General features: G+C 69.0%; 10 protein-coding genes. 6 read left to right on the forward strand and 4 right to left on the reverse strand.

Annotated features, from left to right (window positions below; all coding sequences use genetic code 11):
• From D7W79_RS23880 to D7W79_RS23895, 4 genes are all read right to left on the reverse strand, one after another.
• A partial coding sequence (locus D7W79_RS23880; RefSeq protein WP_120527699.1) for an AMP-binding protein occupies window positions 1–4,385 on the reverse strand: 4,385 nt, incomplete at its 3' end.
• A gap of 17 nt (window positions 4,386–4,402) precedes the next feature.
• Window positions 4,403–6,013: an NPN-dependent hydroxyacid isomerase, LarAH14/15/16 family gene (gene larAH, locus D7W79_RS23885; RefSeq protein WP_120527700.1), complete on the reverse strand. Its 1,611-nt coding sequence runs from the start codon at window positions 6,011–6,013 to the stop codon at window positions 4,403–4,405.
• A gap of 30 nt (window positions 6,014–6,043) precedes the next feature.
• Window positions 6,044–6,709 carry an HAD family hydrolase gene (locus D7W79_RS23890; protein ID WP_120527701.1) on the reverse strand — a complete coding sequence of 222 codons (666 nt, stop codon included), beginning with the start codon at window positions 6,707–6,709 and terminating at the stop codon, window positions 6,044–6,046.
• Window positions 6,710–6,812: 103 nt separating this feature from the next.
• Window positions 6,813–7,805, reverse strand: a complete 993-nt coding sequence (locus tag D7W79_RS23895; RefSeq protein ID WP_120527702.1) for an NAD-dependent epimerase/dehydratase family protein — start codon at window positions 7,803–7,805, stop codon at window positions 6,813–6,815.
• A gap of 380 nt (window positions 7,806–8,185) precedes the next feature.
• Here D7W79_RS23895 and D7W79_RS23900 point away from each other — a divergent pair, with 380 nt between their 5' ends.
• The 6 genes from D7W79_RS23900 to hemH all read left to right on the forward strand — a co-directional run bounded on the left by D7W79_RS23900 (window position 8,186) and on the right by hemH (window position 16,497).
• The gene (locus D7W79_RS23900) at window positions 8,186–8,518 is read left to right on the forward strand and encodes an SWIB/MDM2 domain-containing protein (protein ID WP_120527703.1); all 333 of its coding nucleotides are present in this window, start codon (window positions 8,186–8,188) and stop codon (window positions 8,516–8,518) included.
• A gap of 187 nt (window positions 8,519–8,705) precedes the next feature.
• Entirely contained in the window at window positions 8,706–11,825 is a 3,120-nt protein-coding gene (treY, locus tag D7W79_RS23905) for a malto-oligosyltrehalose synthase (RefSeq protein ID WP_208729821.1), read from the forward strand.
• On the forward strand, window positions 11,822–13,966 hold the full coding sequence (gene glgX, locus D7W79_RS23910; RefSeq protein ID WP_120527704.1) for a glycogen debranching protein GlgX: 2,145 nt from the start codon (window positions 11,822–11,824) through the stop codon (window positions 13,964–13,966). Before treY ends, glgX begins: the two co-directional genes overlap by 4 nt.
• Before the next feature lie 35 nt (window positions 13,967–14,001).
• Entirely contained in the window at window positions 14,002–14,967 is a 966-nt protein-coding gene (locus D7W79_RS23915; protein ID WP_120527705.1) for a TerC family protein, read from the forward strand.
• A 57-nt stretch (window positions 14,968–15,024) separates the two neighbouring features.
• Window positions 15,025–15,408, forward strand: coding sequence for a Co2+/Mg2+ efflux facilitator ApaG/CorD (gene apaG, locus D7W79_RS23920; RefSeq protein WP_120527706.1), 384 nt, complete (start codon window positions 15,025–15,027; stop codon window positions 15,406–15,408).
• A gap of 21 nt (window positions 15,409–15,429) precedes the next feature.
• Window positions 15,430–16,497 (forward strand): ferrochelatase, encoded by a 1,068-nt coding sequence (gene hemH / locus D7W79_RS23925; RefSeq protein WP_120527707.1) that lies wholly within the window; start codon window positions 15,430–15,432, stop codon window positions 16,495–16,497.
• The last annotated feature ends 133 nt before the right edge of the window (window positions 16,498–16,630 follow it).

A 16,630-nucleotide genomic window follows, 5' to 3' on the forward strand; every position in this document is an offset into this window, starting at 1 on the left:
GCCCGGGCGGGCGGGGTGAAGTCCCGGTCCGCGCCCACCTGCTCCAGGTCCAACACCTTGCCCGCCCTCAGCGCGCGCACGGCTTCTTCCGCGATGTGCGTCACGTAGCGGTAGCCCTCCGAGCGCGCCATGCCCTGCGCCCGGGCCTTCAGCGACGCGTACTCCAGCGCCGGGCCCACGTGCACCTCCAGCTCCTTCGTCTTCGGGAACATGGAGCCCTTGGGCAGCGCTTCGTACGCGCCGTGGATGTACAGCGGCAGCACGTCCACGCCGTAGGTGAGCGACAGGTAGCCCAGCGTCGGCTTGAACTCCATCAGCTCGCCCGTCTTGGAGCGCGTGCCCTCCGGGAAGATGAGGACGTTGAAGCCCTGCCGCAGCGCCTCGCCCGCCACGCGCAGCGACTCACGCAGGCTGCCCTGCCGGTCGATGGGGATGAGGTGGGTGAAGTTCTCGAACCACGCGCGCTTGAGCGGCGTGTCGAAGAAGTAGTCGCGCGCGGCCAGCGACACCATGCGCTCGCCCTGGTCACCCAGCACCACGCGCACCAGCCCCGCGTCCAGGTGGCTGGCGTGGTTGGCGATGACGAGGAAGTTGCGGTTCTGCGGGATGAACGTCTTGCCCGTCACCTTCACGTCGAAGACGCCGCCGTAGAGCACCTTCTGCCCGAAGGACAAGAGCTGCCGGCCCAGCGCGGACACGGACTCCGGCACCGGAATTTCGGCCTCTTCCGCGCGCTCGGCCTGCTTCTTGATGTCGCGCGCCCGCGTCTCCTGCGAAGGCCGGCGCCCGGAGGCCACCACCAGCTTGCGCAGGTCCTCCACCGTCTGCACCTGCGTCAGGTCCTCGATGGCGGGCAGCGGCACGCCCGCGCCCTCCAGCGCCACGGACATCTCCGTGAGCATCAGCGAGTCGAAGCCCAGGTCGCCAATGAGCTGCGCGTCCGGCCGCACGTCCGACACCGGGCGGTGGCACACCTCGGCGATGAGCGGATGCAGCCAGTCCGACACGCCGCCCGTGCTGGACGCCGCCTGTGCCTTCTCCTTCACGCGGCCCGCGCTGGCCGCCACGCGATCCAACCGCTGCAGCTCCTCCACCACGCGCTTGCGCTTCACCTTGCGCGTGGAGGTGCGCGGCAGCTCGCCGTCCCAGAAGCGCAGCACCTTCACGCGCCGGTAGAAGGGCATGCCCGCGCTCACCTTGCGGAAGTGCTCCTCCAGCTCGTGGCGCACCTCTTCGCGCGGGCGGTCCTTGAAGTCCGGCACGCACAGGCACGCCACCTTCTCGCCGCCCGCGTCCTCCGGCAGGCCGACGATGGACAGCTCCTTGATGTGCTCGTGCTCCTGGTACAGCTCCTCCAGCTCGTCCGGGTAGACGTTCTTGCCGTTGGCGTCGACGATGACGTCCTTGGCGCGGCCCATGAGGTACAGGCGGCCCTCGTCGTCCATGCGGCCCAGGTCGCCGGTGTGCAGCCAGCCGTCCTTCACCACGGCCTCGGTGGCCTCGCGGTCCCCGAAGTAGCCCGCCATCACGTTCGGGCCCTTGGCCAGCACCTCGCCAATGCCGTCGTTGTCCGGGTTCTGGATCTTGAACTCGATGCCCGGCAGCGCCTTGCCCACCGTGCCCTTCACGCGCTTGTTGGTGGCCTCGGACACCGCCAGCACCGGCGCGGCCTCCGTGAGGCCGTAGCCCTCGCGCATGGTGAAGCCCAGCTCGTGGAAGGCCTGGTGCACCTCCTCGGACAGCGCGGAGCCGCCCGACACCAGCACCTTCACCCGGCCGCCGAACTTGCGGTGCACCGGCCAGAACAGCAGCTTGCCCAGGTTGAGCGAGCTGCGGTTGCGCAGCTCCCCGTTGGCCGCCATCAGCGCCTTGAGCGCCTGCTCCACCACCGGCGGACGCGCGGCCATCTCCTGGGTAATCTTGCGGTGCAGGAGCTGCCAGAGCGCGGGCACGCCAATCATCGCCGTCACGCGGCCCGTCTCGAAGACGTCGCCCAGCCGGTCCGACGTGAGCTCGTCGATGTACGTGATCTCCGCGCCGCGCATGAACGGCGTGAGGAAGCCGGCGGAGAACTCGAACGTGTGGTGCAGGGGCAGCACGGACAGCACACCGTCGCCCACGCCCACGTCGAACGCGCCCGCCAGCTTCGCCACCAGCGACGCGAAGTTGCGGTGGGTGAGCATCACGCCCTTGGGCGTGCCGGTGGTGCCGGAGGTGAAGATGACGCTCGCCACGTCGTCGGCGCCAGCGGACTTCCTCACCGGCCCGATGCGGTCCGGGAACGCCGGGTCGCCCGTCATGGCCTCCGCCAAGCTCGCCACGCCCACGCCTTCGCCCAGCGCGTTGAAGAGGCCGGGGAAGTCCTGGGCGGCCTGCTCGGACACGAGGCACTGCTTCGCCGCCGCGCGCTTCGCGATGTTGACGACCTCCGCTTCCGTGAGCGCGGGGTCCACGGGGACGGCGGTGCCGCCCGCGCGCAGGATGCCGAAGTAGCTGATGGCCCACTCCGGCCGGTTCTCCGACACCAGCAGCACGCGGTCGCCGCGCTTGATGCCCTGGGCCATGAGGTAGCTGCCCACGCGGGCCGCGTAGCGGTGCACCTCGCCGAAGGTGAAGCGCTCCTCCTTCTCGCCCGCGGCCATGCGGAACGCCACCCGGTGGCGGTACGCGTGCACGGTGGCCTCGAACAGCTCCAGGAGGTCGCGGTGCGCGGGGATGGCGGTGCGCTTCTCGCGCTCCTCGTCCAGGCCGGGGAACACCCACTTCTCCAGGCCGGGCAGGTGCGTGCCCAGGAAGTACTCGCGCCAGTCGATGCGGTCCGGCGCCCAGTCAATCTTGGCGCGGTCCGCCGGCACCATGCGCTCGTAGACGGAGCGCGTGTTGTCGCAGCGGAAGACGTAGCGGTTCTCCCAGAGGAAGGGGAGGAACAGCTCGATGAGGCCGGAGAGGCTGCCTGCCTGCGACTCCACCTCGTCCAGCGCGATGCGGGCCTTGTCCATCAGCGCCTGCACGCGCGGCGCGCCCCACGCGGGCCGCACCTCGTCCATGGCCTTCTTCAGCAGCTTCGCGCCCTTCGCCAGCATGGGCGCGCTGAGCAGCTGGAACTCCTGCTTGCTCACCGGCTGCGGCTCGATGCGCGAGCGCAGCGCGTTGACCAGCGTGTTGCCCGTCTCGCGGTTGCGGTAGTAGCGGCGGCGGTACAGGCCCACCAGCTCCACGGAGCGGCTGGCGAGGAACGGGTTCACGTCACCGGACGCCAGGTTGTAGACGCGGCGCTCCTCCACCTGCATCGCATGCGCGGTGATGCCCAGCGTGGCGCCCGCCACCTGGTCCACCGGGATGATGTCCAGGATGGCGTGGTCGCCCGCGGGGATGCCGCGCTGGCCCTTGATGCCCGCGTACGCCAGCGGCGCGGACGTGGTGAAGCCCTCGTTCCAGCCGGGGAAGGGGAAGTGCGCCGCGCTCTCCACGATGGAGGGCCGCACGATGGAGTAGCGAAGCCCCGGCGTCCCCGCCATCACCTGTTCGCCCAGGTGCTTGGCGTACGTATACGTGTTGGGCCAGCCCCAGTGCTGCGCGCGCTCCATGCCCGCGCGGACCAGCTCGCCGGACAGCCACAGCTTGCGCTCGCGGCCCACGGCCAGGCGCAGCGTCTTCTCATCCGTGGCGTCGCGGCCCTCCTCCTCCAGGCGGTCCAGCGCCTTCTGCCGGAAGATGGAGGTGAGCGCCTTGTCATCCGCCTGTTCGCGCAGGCGGGCGACAATCTTGTCCGCGTCCGCCAGCTCCTGCTCCAGGCTGAAGTCGCGCCCGTCCATCTCCCCCTGCTTGGGGAAGTAGCCCAGCACCGGCTCGTCCTCGAAGACGAGCCCGCTGCGGTTGCCCACGACGAACGCGGTGGACATGTGGATGAGCGGGACGGACCAGCGCAGCGCCAGCGCCACCGCGTTCTTCACGCCGTGGGTGTTGACGTTGAGGCCCACCTCCAGCGACGGGTTGAAGGAGACCAGGCCCGCGCAGTTGACGATGGCGTGCACCTGCCCGGTGAGCGCCGCGACCTGCGCCTCCTCCAGGCCCACGAAGGGGTCGGTGATGTCGCCGTCCAGGACGGTGCACTTGGCCTTCAGGTACTCCATGGCGCCGTCGTCGCCCAGGCGGTCGCGCAGCGGCTGGAAGGGCTCGCTGGGCGCCACCTTGTCGAAGAAGCGGCGCTCCGCGGACGCGGCGCTGCCCTTGCGCACGACGACGTAGACCCGGTCCAGCACGTCGCCGTAGTGGGCCAGCAGCATCGACAGCGTCACCTTGCCCACGAAGCCGGTGGTGCCGACGAAGACGATGCGCTTGCCGGTGAAGACCTCGGTGACGTTCAGCTGGGGAAGCGTGGCCATGTCCGTGTGCGACCCTTTCACTTCACGTCCACCATCACCGTGGGCGCGATGCGCAGCAGGCTGATGGACGCGGAGCGCCCCATGAAGCCGCGCGCCTCTTCAATCGCCTCGGAGAGGGTGTCGGTGCGGTCCCAGCCGAGCAGGGCCGGAACGTGGTTGTTCTCCGCGCCCGCGACGATGACCTTGCCCACGTGCTGGCGGCCGTTCTCGCCCCAGTACCACATGTAGAAGGGGTGCACGCCGTGGTAGGCGTTGCCCTTCCTGTACAGGTGCACGTAGCTGGGGTTCTCCGCGAACTCCTTCTCGTACTTGTGCTCCAGCTTCATGGAGTCCCGCGTCTCCGGCAGCAGCCGGTGGAAGAACTCGATGTAGCTGGGGTGCTGCACGGGGTCGAACTCGTCGTAGGCCGGGTGCAGGAGGATGAGCACGCCCCCCTTCTTCACCAGCGGCACGCCCCGGTTGAGGTTGTAGAAGTAGCCCAGCCCCATCACCTGCACGAGCAGCGGGTTGAGGATGGAGTTGACGCTGTAGGGGCTGACGAACGGGATGGGGAAGATGACGATGTCGCTCTGCCCCTCCACCGGCACCACGTACTGCTTCCAGCTCTGCTCCAGCGTCTTCGCGTGCGTGGGCTCCGTGGCCCCCGCGAACACGCCCGTCACGTCATAGGGCGCGGGGATGGCGTTGAGCACCTTGCGCGCCGCCGCGCGGGGCAGCTTGGACAGCGTGAAGCGCAGGGCCTGGAACTTCAGCCGGTCCGCCTCCGTGTAGTCCTCTTCCTTCTTCGCGAGGAAGTCCGTGGGCGCGCCGAACATGCGGTTGTTCAGCGTGGTCTCGATGTGGAAGACCTTCAGCGTGTTGTCGATGACCGTGCCGATGCGCGAGTTCTTCGTGTAGAGCGCGCTCGCCTTCGGCTCCATGTAGGAGTCCGACTCGCGGATGGTCTTCGGGTTGTGGTGGTGCCGCAGCGACGCGTAGTTCGTCACGCCCGTGCCCATGGACTTGTGCCCGCCGTTCATGGGCACGAAGTTGATGTTCACGTAGACGATGAGGTCGCTCTCCGCGACGCGCCGGTTCACCGCCACCACTTCGTTGTGGCTGGTGCGCTCCAGCTCCGTCATCCCGTCCGGGTCTTCCGCGTCGTGGTTGTAGTAGCGGTCCGGGTAGTAGGCGTCGAAGATCTTCTCGCCCACCATGCGCTTCATCTCGCCTTCGGTCATCCGGCGGTGCAGCGCGTTGGCGATGACCAGGTGCACGTCATCCACGCCCGAGTCCGCGCACAGCTCCAGCACCACCTCCAGGATGGACTGGCGCACGTCCGGCGTGACCATGGGCGGCAAGGGCACGCTGATGTCGTCGATGACGCAGGTGAGCCGCATGCCGGGCTTGAGCAGCGCGTGCAGCGGGTCCATGCCCTCCGGGTGGTTGATGGCCCAGCGGATGGCGGCCTTCACGTTGGGCACGCCCTCCAGCGGGGGGCGGGGGAAGATGACCCGGGTGCCCACGGGCAGGTCTTCCTGGAGGAAGCCCTCGCCGTAGAAGAGCGCCCGCGGAGGGCTGCCCTTCTCCGTGATGACCACCTGGCTTTCCTCGTCGTACAGCTTCTGGAGCGTCTTGAGCGGGCGCATGGATTGAGGGACGGCGGAAGGGGTGGGGGGTTACTTCAGGTCCAGGATGGGCCAGTTGTACGCGCGCGCGAGCGAGCGCAGCCGCAGGTCCGGGTTCACCGCGGTGGGCCGTCCCACCACGGCGAGCATGGCGTAGTCGGAGGCGCTGTCCGAATAGCCGTGGCACTGGTTGAGGGCCAGGCCCTCGCGCTCGCAGTAGGCGCGGATGGCGTTGGCCTTGTTGGCGCCTTCGATGATGGGCGGAATCACCTTGCCGGTGGCCTTGCCGCCCACGAACTGCATCTTGTTGGCGATGACGTCGTCGCAGCCCAGGTGCCGGGCCAGCGGGCGCATGGTGAAGTCCAGCGCGCCCGTCACCAACACGATGCGGCAGCCGGCACGACGCGCCTCGTCGATGAGGTCCTGCGTCTGCTCATACAGCGCGGGCTTGAGGACGTCCTCGAACATGTCCTCCGCGATGGTGACCAGCCGGTCCTCGCTGAGGCCCGAGTAGTAGCGGTAGAAGAACTCGTTGAAGGCCTTGCGGTTGACGGCATCCAGGATGCCGAACACCGGCAACCCCAGGGCGGTCCCCAGGGTGCGGCCCGCGATACCCCGGAGCGAGCCCCGGTTCGTCGCGTAGTAGGCGTAGACGTGGACGATGTTCGTCCGGACCAGCGTCCCGTCGACGTCGAAGAAGGCGGCTTTGGCGGGCACTTTGGGGGGCATGGGCGGTCGGGCTTCCTCCCATCCTGGGGGGGGTCCGGTCAACGAAAGCGGATGGGCCGGCGTGGGCTGCCGGCCCTTTGGGGGCATGGGTCTATAACCAGCCCTGCGCGCGATACCATTCACCACTGCGAGTGATGCTCTCCGCCAACCCACGGCGCGGCCGGAAGCCCAGCAGGCGTTCGGCCTTGGCCCCCGAGCACGTCCAGGCGGGCGCCAGCAGCTGCCGCGCCAGCTTCCGGTTGAGGGGGAGCTTCCGGCCCGTCAGCCGCGTCACGCCGTCCGCCGCCGTGGCCAGGGCCGTCAGCACCGCCGGGGACAGGCGCCAGGTGCGCGTCTGGAAGCCCAGGGCCTTCGCCCCCAGGTCCTGCATCTCCTCCAGGGTCAGCCGTTCCGGGCCCGCGCAGAAGAACGCCTCGCCCAGGGCCTCCGGCTTCTGGGCCAGGACCAGCAGCAAGTCCACCACGTCCTCCACGTCCACCAGGGACAGGGGACGGGGGCCCCCGGCCAGCTCCAGCCGGATGCCCTTCTTGCCCAGCTTGAAGAACGTCAGGTTTTCCCTGTCCCCGGGCCCCAGGATGCGGGGCGGGCGGATCACCGTCACGGGCAGCCGGTCCTGGAAGGAGAACGCGATGCGCTCCCCCTCCGCCTTGCTCTCGCCGTACCACTCATGCGGATGGAAAGCGTCCTCCTCCACATGGGGCCGCTCCGGGGTGGAGGGGCCGTGGGACGCCAGCGAGCCGCACATCACCAGCCGGGGGCGCGGCTGGGGAAGCGCCGCCATGGCTTCACAGATGAGGCGGGTGCCCTCCGCGTTGACGCGCATGAACTCGTCGCGCTGCGCGGCGCGGCGGATGCCGGCCAGGTGAAAGACGACGTCCACGCCCTTCACCGCGCCGGCCAGCGAGCCGGGGTCCGTCACGTCGCCCACCACCCGCGTCCACGGGTGGCCTTCCAGGGCCTTCTCCAGCTCGCGGGTGTCCGTGGTGGGGCGCAACAGGCATGAGACACGGTCGCCGCGAGCGGCCAGCGCCCGCGCGAGCCAGGTCCCCAGAAAGCCGCCGGCGCCAGTGATGAGGGCATTCATGGGTGCTGTTTCATCCGAAAAGCCACATCCCGTCCACCGCCGAAATGGGCACCGTCTCCCTAGAGGAGGACGGTGCTCCCGGCGCCGACTTTCCGCCTCCGGACGCGTCGGCAGGCACAATCCCCGAGGGAAAACGGCCTCCGGAGCCGGTTTCTGGGCCTCCGGACGCGTCGCGTGGGTTCCGTTCCCGAGGGAAGAATGCGCTGCGGGGCCGAGTTCTAGGCTTCGAATCCATCGCTCCGAGGAGCCCCAGAGGGAAAAAGCGCGCGATGGACGCTGTTTTTCGCTCTAGGCCGTGCTACTACGCGCCATCGGCTCTAGCTTGAAGATGCAAGCACGCCGTGCAACGTCCCCTTCGGAGGGGAGGAGACACAAGACGAATGGCCGCCAAGAAAGCCGCTGCGAAGAAGACCGCTGCTCCCGCCGCCAAGAAGGCCCCTGCCGCGAAGAAGGCCGCGGGCCGCAAGCCGAACGCCGCGTTCATGAAGGAGATGACGCCTTCCACCGAGCTGGCGGCGATCGTCGGTAACAAGCCGCTGCCCCGCACCGCGGTGGTCAGCAAGATCTGGGACTACATCAAGAAGAACAACCTCCAGGACGCGAAGAACAAGCGCCAGATCAACGCCGACGACAAGCTGAAGCCCATCTTCGGCGGCAAGAAGAACGTCACCATGTTCGAGATGACCGCGCTGGTGAACAAGCACCTGAGCTGAACGGTGCAGGGCCCGTCGGGGCCGTCGCCGGTCACCCGAAGGACCCTGGGGGCTCGTCACGCATCGCGCGGGACGGGCCCTCCGCTTTTTTCCCCTCCAACAGGCGCCCGCCTGGAGCGTTGAAAAGGGGGCGAAGGCACATCTGCCTGCTGGCGGACGCGCCGCGTCGGACCTACCTCTGGGGCCCATGTTCCACGACGGTTCCGAGGCAGGGGAGCGCTCCGCGCGGCAGGCGGACGCGGATGGCACGCACACGACGGTGGAAGCCCAGGCGGAAGGCCTGTTCGAGCAGGTCCGACGCGAGCTGCAATCGCGCCGCGTCACACCGCTGTCCACCTACCGGATGCAGCTGCACAAGGACTTCACCTTCCAGCACGCGAAGGCCCTGGTGCCGTACCTGGCCCGGCTGGGGGTGAGCGACTTCTACGCGTCGCCCTACCTCAAGGCCACGCCCGGCAGCACCCACGGCTATGACTGCGTGGACCACCAGCGGCTCAACCCGGAGGTGGGCACGGCGGAGGACCACGCGGCCCTCTGTGACGCCCTGCGCGAGCACGGCCTGGGGCAGGTGCTGGACGTGGTGCCCAACCACATGGGCATCGAGCGCGACAACCGGCTGTGGCTGGACGTGCTGGAGAACGGCCCGTCGTCCGTCTACGCGAAGTTCTTCGACGTGGACTGGCGCCCGGTGAAGGACGAGCTGGCGGACAAGGTGCTGCTGCCCATCCTGGGGGACCAGTACGGCATCGTGCTGGAGCGCGGCGAGCTGAAGCTGTCCTACGAGTCCGGCGCCTTCCACCTGCACTACTACGACCACCGGCTGCCGGTGGCGCCGCGGCAGTACGCGAGCATCCTCAAGCACGGCCTGGAGCGGCTGGAGAAGCAGCTGGGCGCGGAGTCTCCGCACCTGGTGGAGCTGCTCTCCATCCTGACGGCGCTGGAGCACCTGCCGCCGCGCACGGAGGTGAGCCCGGCGAAGGTGATTGAGCGGCACCGCGAGAAGGAGGTCATCAAGCGCCGGTTGGGCGCGGTGGTGGCGGACAGCCCGGAGCTGGCGGCGTACGTGGAGGAGAACGTCCGGGTGTTCAACGGCACGCCCGGCAACGTGCGCTCCTTCGACATGCTGGACGCGCTGCTGCAGGGGTGCAGCTACCGGCTGGCGCACTGGCGCGTGGCGGGCGAGGAGATCAACTACCGCCGCTTCTTCGACATCAACGGCCTGGCCGCCATCCGCGTGGAGGACCCGGACGTCTTCCAGGAAGCCCACCAGCTCATCTTCGACTGGCTGCGCGAGGACCGCGTCACGGGCATCCGCATCGACCACCCGGACGGCCTCTTCGACCCCACCGCCTACTTCCTGGACCTGCAGGAGCGCTTCTTCGTGGAGCGCGCGCGGGCGCGGTTCAACGCGCAGAAGAAGGAGGGGAGTCCCGGCGGCTCGGAAGACCGGTGGCCGGAGGTGGAGTCGCTCCTGCGCGCGAAGTGGCGGCGCGAGGTGATGGACACGCCGGACAGCCCGCTGCGCAAGGCGCTCTTCGTGGCGGTGGAGAAGATTCAAGGCGGCCGCGAGCGCATCCCGGATGCGTGGGCGGTGCACGGCACCACGGGCTACCGCTTCGCCAACGCGGTGAGCGGCCTGTTCGTGCACCCGGCCGCGGAGGCGCACCTGACGGAGACGTACGAGCGCTTCGCGGGCGGCACGCAGGACTTCGCGGAGCTGGTGTACCAGAAGAAGCTGCTCATCATGCGCGTGAGCATGGCCAGCGAGATCAACGTGCTGGCGCACGAGCTCAACCGCATCTCGGAGATGAACCGCCGCACGCGCGACTTCACGCTCAACAGCCTGAGGCGCGCGCTGGTGGAGTTCATCGCGCTGTTCCCCGTCTACCGCACCTACGTGGACGGCTGGCGCGCGGAGCTGGACGTGCGCGACGTGCAGTACATCGAGTGGACGCTCCAGCGCGCCAAGGAGCGCAACCCCACCACCAACGCGTCCATCTTCGACTTCCTGCGCGACATCCTCCTGGGCCGCTACCCGGAGAACGTGGGGGACGACGAGAAGGCGGTGATGCTGCGGTTCGCGATGAAGCTCCAGCAGGTGACGGGCCCCGTCATGGCCAAGGGCCTGGAGGACACCGTCTTCTACATCTACAACCGGCTGGTGAGCCTCAACGAGGTGGGCGGCGAGCCGGAGCACTTCGGCATGCGCGCCACCACCTTCCACCTGCGCAACCAGGAGCGCGCGGAGCGCTGGCCGTCGAGCATGCTCACCTCCAGCACCCACGACACCAAGCGCAGCGAGGACGTGCGCGCGCGCATCAACGTGCTCACGGAGCTGCCGGAGGTGTGGCGGGAGCGGGTGCGTGCCTGGGCGGACCTCACGCAGGCCTTCGTCAGCCACCTGCCCTCCGGCCCCGCGCCGTCGTCCAACGACGTCTACCTCTTCTTCCAGACGGTGGTGGGCGCGTGGCCCATGGGCGAGCACGTGCCCGAGGCCGAGTTCAAGGAGTTCCACCGCCGCGTTCGCGAGTACATGGCCAAGGCCATCAAGGAGGCCAAGGTCCGCACCTCGTGGACCAACCCGGACGGCGCCTATGACGACGCGATGGCGCGCTTCGTGGACGCGTGCTTCGACCCCGCGAAGAGCCAGGCCTTCCTGGACGACGTGAAGGCCTTCAAGCGCCGCATCGAGCGCGCGGGCCAGCACAACGCGCTGGGGCAGATGCTCCTGAAGCTGGCCTCGCCCGGCGTGGCGGACACGTACCAGGGCTGCGAGCTGTGGGACCTGTCGCTGGTGGATCCGGACAACCGCCGGCCGGTGGATTACGGCTTGCGCGAGCGGCTGCTCACGGCGCTGGACGCGGCGGCGGCGAAGGACCGGCCGGCCCTGTGCGCGCGGCTGGGCCAGGACATGGACGACGGGCAGGTGAAGCTCTTCGTCCTGGCGGAGGCGCTGCGGCTGCGCCAGAAGTACGCGGACCTGTTCCGCATGGGCGGCTACGAGGCGCTGGAGCTGTCCGGGCCGCGCTCGCCCGCGGCGGTGGGCTTCGCTCGCACGCACGGTGACAGCGTGCTGATTGCCTGCGCGCCGCGTTACACCCTGGAGGCGCTGGAGTCCGGGGGCCTGTCGCAAGTGTACGACGGTACGTTCCTGAACCTTCCGGAGGCATATGCGGGCATGATGTTCCGCAATGTCTTCACCGGGCGCACCGTCCGTCCCCAGCAGGGGCCGGGGGGCGTGGGGCTGGCCCTGGGGCCGCTCCTCGCGGAGTTCCCGGTGGTGCTGCTGGAGAGGAGCACTGGATGAGAAGGGCCGAGGTGCTTCCAGGGAAGCCGTTTCCCCTGGGCGCCACGTACGACGGGAACGGCGTCAACTTCGCCGTCTTCAGTGAGCACGCGAAGAAGGTGGAGGTCTGTCTCTTCGACCCCGCCGACCCGAAGAAGGAGACGCGCCGCTTCCCGTTGCTGGAGACCTCGAACCACGTCTGGCATGGCTACATGCCGGGCGTGCACGCGGGCTGTCTGTACGGCCTGCGGGTTCACGGGCCGTACGAACCGAAGAAGGGCCTGCGCTTCAACCCGCACAAGCTGCTGGTGGACCCCTACGCCCGGGCGCTGCACGGCAAGGTGGACCCCAAGGCGCCCATCCACGGGTACGTGCACGGGGGCAAGGAGGAGGACCTCGTCATGGACACGCAGGACGACGCCTGGGGCGTGCCCAAGGCGGTCATCCTGTCGGACGGGTTCGACTGGGAGAACGACCGCCCGCCGGAGGTCCCCTGGCACAAGACGGTCCTCTACGAGCTGCACGTGAAGGGCTTCACGAAGTTGAACCCGCGCGTGCCGGAGCACCTGCGCGGCACGTACGCGGGCCTGGCGCACCCGGCCACCATCGAACACCTGAAGAAGGTGGGCGTGACGTCCGTGGAATTGCTCCCCATCCACGCCTTCATGGACGAGCCGTTCCTCACCCAGAAGGGGCGCTCCAACTACTGGGGCTACAACACGCTGGGCTTCTTCGCACCGGACGCGCGCTACAGCGCGTCGGGCTCGCTGGGCGAGCAGGTCGCGGAGTTCAAGGGGATGGTGAAGCTGCTGCACCGCGCGGGCATCGAGGTCATCCTCGACGTGGTCTACAACCACACCTGCGAGGGCAACCACCTGGGGCCCACGCTGTCCTTCAAGGGGCTGGACGCCGGCGCGTACTACCGGCTCAGCGAGAAGGACCCGCGCTACTTCATGGACTTCACCGGGTGCGGGAACTCGTGGAACGCCACGCACCCGTACGCGCTGAAGCTCATCGCGGACTCGCTGCGCTACTGGGTGGAAGTGATGCACGTGGACGGCTTCCGCTTCGACCTGGCGACGACGCTGGGAAGAGACCGGCACGGCTACGACACCCGCGCGGCCTTCTTCCAGATCCTCCACCAGGACCCGGTGCTCAGCCGCGTGAAGCTCATCGCGGAGCCCTGGGACGTGGGGGACTACGGCTACCAGGTGGGCAACTTCCCGGTGCTGTGGAGCGAGTGGAACGGCAAGTACCGCGACACCATGCGCCGCTACTGGAAGGGCGACGACCGGCAGGCGGCGGAGATTGGCTCGCGGCTCACGGGCAGCTCGGACCTGTTCGCGCTGTCCGGCCGCAAGCCCACGGCGAGCGTGAACTTCGTCACCGCGCACGACGGCTTCACGCTGCACGACCTGGTGACGTACAGCCAGAAGCACAACGAGGCCAACGGCGAGGAGAACCGCGACGGCGCCAATGACAACCACGCCTGGAACTGCGGCGTGGAGGGGGAGACGAACGACCCCAAGGTGAACGCGCTGCGCGAGCAGCAGAAGCGCAACTTCCTGGCGTCCCTCTTCCTGTCGCAGGGCGTGCCCATGCTGGTGGCGGGCGACGAGATGGGCCGCACGCAGAAGGGCAACAACAACGCCTACTGCCAGGACAACGAGCTGTCGTGGGTGAACTGGGAGCTCAACGAGAAGCAGCGCCAGCTGTTGGACTTCACCTCCCGCATCATCAAGCTGCGCCGCGAGCAGCCGGTGCTGTCCAAGCGCCGCTTCTTCCGCGGGGCCCACATCTGGGACAGCGAGCTGAAGGACCTGGCGTGGTTCCGGCCGGACGGCAAGGAGATGAAGCGCGAGGACTGGGAGAAGCCCTATGTGCGCTCCCTGGCCTTCCTGCTGGGCGGGGATGCCATCGCCACGCCGGACGACGAGGGCCACCGCATCGTGGGGGACACGTTGCTGGTGCTGCTCAACGCGCACCACGAACCCATCACCTTCATGCTGCCCGCGCTGGAGTGGGGCGCGGACTGGGAGCTGGTGGTGGACACCGCGGCCACGGGCGAGTCCCTGCGCACGCACACGCCCGCGGGCGGCAAGGTGCAGGCGGTGGGGCGTTCCCTGGTGGTCTTGCGGCGGCCGGCGACCGAATGGGAGTAGCCGCCGGGGCCGTCCCGGAGTAGGCAGCGGGCGTGATGACTCAGACACTCTGGCCCTGGGTGGGCTTCAACGTCTTCGTCCTGGCGATGCTGGCCCTGGACCTGGGGCTGTTCCACCGCAAGGAGCACGCGGTGTCGTCGAAGGAGGCGACGCTGTGGACGCTCGTGTGGGTGAGCATCAGCCTCGCGTTCTGCGGGGGCATCCTGCACTACGGCGGCAAGGCCCCGGCGCTGGAGTGGCTGACGGCGTACGTCGTGGAGTACGCGCTGTCGGTCGACAACCTGTTCGTCTTCCTGATGGTGTTCGGCTACTTCCGGGTGCCGCCGCAGCACCAGCACCGGGTGCTCTTCTGGGGCATCCTGGGCGCGTTCGTGATGCGCGCGGTGCTCATCGTCGCGGGCACGGCGCTGGTGGCCCGCTTCGAGTGGCTCATCTTCCTGTTCGGTGCGTTCCTCGTCTACACGGCCTCCAAGATGCTGTGGGCCAAGGACGACGACGACGTGGACCCGGAGGCGGGCTTCATCGTGAAGATGTCCCGGCGCCTCCTGCCGGTGGCCCGCCAGGGTGAAGGCAGCCGCTTCTTCATCACCGAGGACGGCCGGCGCAAGGTGACGCCGCTGTTCATCGTGCTGATGGTGGTGGAGGCCACGGACCTGCTCTTCGCCATGGACTCCATCCCGGCGGTGCTGGGCATCAGCAAGGACCCGTTCATCATCTACACGTCGAACGTCTGCGCCATCCTGGGCCTGCGCTCGCTGTTCTTCGTCGTCTCCAGCCTGATGGAGAAGTTCCACCTGCTGAAGGCCGCCCTGGGCGTCATCCTGGCCTTCGTGGGCGTGAAGATGCTCATCGAGCACTGGTACAAGATTCCCATTGGCATCTCGCTGGCCGTGATTGGCGGGTGCCTCCTGGTGGCCATCCTCGCGTCGCTGGTGTTCCCCAAGCCTCCGGAAGGGGAGAAGGCGCCGGAGGCGCCCGCCCGGGAGCAGGACCGCGGCTGACGGGCGGGCCCTGCGTTTCGCTTGCATCAGGCGGGAGTCGCTGCCAAGTCTCCCGCCATGTCCACCGCCACCACCGATGGCATCCGCGTCACCGTGGAGCCGACCTACTGGCCGGAGCGCAGCACCCCTGAGTCCGGGCAGTTCGCCTTCATGTACAAGGTGGAGCTGTTCAACGAGGGCACCGTGCCGGCGCAGCTGCGCTCGCGGCATTGGATCATCACCGACGCCCAGGGGCACGTGGACGAGGTGAAGGGCGAGGGCGTGGTCGGCCGTCAGCCGCACCTCAAGCCGGGCGAGCGGTTCGAGTACACGAGCTGGGCGATGCTGCGCACGCCCTTCGGCACCATGCGCGGCACCTACGAGATGGAGCGTCCGGACGGCACGCGCTTCGAGGCGCGCATCGCCGAGTTCGCGCTCACGCTGCCGCACGCGCTGCACTGAAAGGCGCCGGGGACTTCGCGCATGCCTGTGCCGACCACGAAGCGGGGACTGCTGCTCGTCAACCTGGGGACGCCGGACGCGCCCGAGTCCGGCCCGGTGCGCCGCTACCTGCGCGAGTTCCTCAACGACCCGCGCGTCATCGACGTCCACCCGGTGGGGCGCTGGTTCCTCTTGAACCTCTTCATCCTGCCCTTCCGCCCCGCGAAGAGCGCGGAGGCGTACCGCAAGGTGTGGATGAAGGAGGGCTCGCCGCTGCTCGTGTACAGCCGCGCGCTGGAGTCGGCGGTGCGGGAGCGGCTGGCGGGCGACTACGAGGTGGAGCTGGCCATGCGCTACGGCAACCCGTCGCTGCCGGACGCCATCGCGCGGCTGAAGGCGAAGGGCGTGTCGGAGTTCACGGTGCTGCCCCTGTACCCGCATGAGGCGGCGTCGTCCTCGGCGTCGTCGCTGGCGCGCACCTACGAGGTGCTGGCGGAGGGCTGGGACGTCCCCAACGTGCGCGCGGTGCCGGCGTTCTGGGACGACGCGGGCTTCCTGGATGCGTTCGCGGCGGTGGCCCGGCCGGTGATCGCGGACACGCGCGCGGACCACGTGCTGTTCAGCTTCCACGGGCTGCCGGAGCGCCACATGCGCAAGAGCGACCCGACGGGGCAGCACTGCCTGTCGTCCGCGGGCTGCTGCGACGCCATCACGGACGCGAACCGGCATTGCTACCGCGCGCAGTGCTTCGCGACCGCGCGGATGCTGGCCCAGCGCCTGGGCCTGCCGGAGGGCGGCTCCACGGTGTCCTTCCAGTCGCGGCTGGGGCGCACGCCGTGGGTGAAGCCCTACACGGACCTGGTGCTGCCGGAGCTGGCGGCGAAGGGCGTGAAGCGGCTGGCGGTGATGTGCCCGGCCTTCGTGGCGGACTGCCTGGAGACGCTGGAGGAGATTGGCCTCCGCGCGAAGGAGCAGTTCGTGGAGGCGGGCGGCGAGTCGCTGACGCTGGTGCCGTCCCTCAACGCCCACCCGGAGTGGGTGGACGCCGTGGTGCGGCTGGTGCGCGCTTCGGACGGCCCGGCCGCTACGGCGCGGGCGGGGTCGCGGTAGGCGCGGGCGCGGCGGGCGTCTCCTGAGCCTGGGCGGCCTGGGGCGCGCTGAAGGGCGTGAGGCGGGCCTGGTAGGTGCCCGCGGGCAGGCTCACGGCGGGCTGGGCGGGGCCGGTGAGGGACGTGGACAGGGT

This window comes from Corallococcus exercitus (assembly GCF_003611585.1).
Lineage (GTDB): Bacteria > Myxococcota > Myxococcia > Myxococcales > Myxococcaceae > Corallococcus > Corallococcus exercitus.

Excerpts from the sequence above, each read along its gene's own strand:
- apaG (WP_120527706.1), top strand. The coding sequence starts at position 15,025 with ATGTCCACCGCCACCACCGATGGCATCCGCGTCACCGTGGAGCCGACC.
- hemH (WP_120527707.1), top strand. The coding sequence starts at position 15,430 with ATGCCTGTGCCGACCACGAAGCGGGGACTGCTGCTCGTCAACCTGGGG.
- larAH (WP_120527700.1), bottom strand. The coding sequence starts at position 6,013 with ATGCGCCCGCTCAAGACGCTCCAGAAGCTGTACGACGAGGAAAGCCAG.
- D7W79_RS23915 (WP_120527705.1), top strand. The coding sequence starts at position 14,002 with ATGACTCAGACACTCTGGCCCTGGGTGGGCTTCAACGTCTTCGTCCTG.
- treY (WP_208729821.1), top strand. The coding sequence starts at position 8,706 with ATGTTCCACGACGGTTCCGAGGCAGGGGAGCGCTCCGCGCGGCAGGCG.
- glgX (WP_120527704.1), top strand. The coding sequence starts at position 11,822 with ATGAGAAGGGCCGAGGTGCTTCCAGGGAAGCCGTTTCCCCTGGGCGCC.
- D7W79_RS23895 (WP_120527702.1), bottom strand. The coding sequence starts at position 7,805 with ATGAATGCCCTCATCACTGGCGCCGGCGGCTTTCTGGGGACCTGGCTC.
- D7W79_RS23900 (WP_120527703.1), top strand. The coding sequence starts at position 8,186 with ATGGCCGCCAAGAAAGCCGCTGCGAAGAAGACCGCTGCTCCCGCCGCC.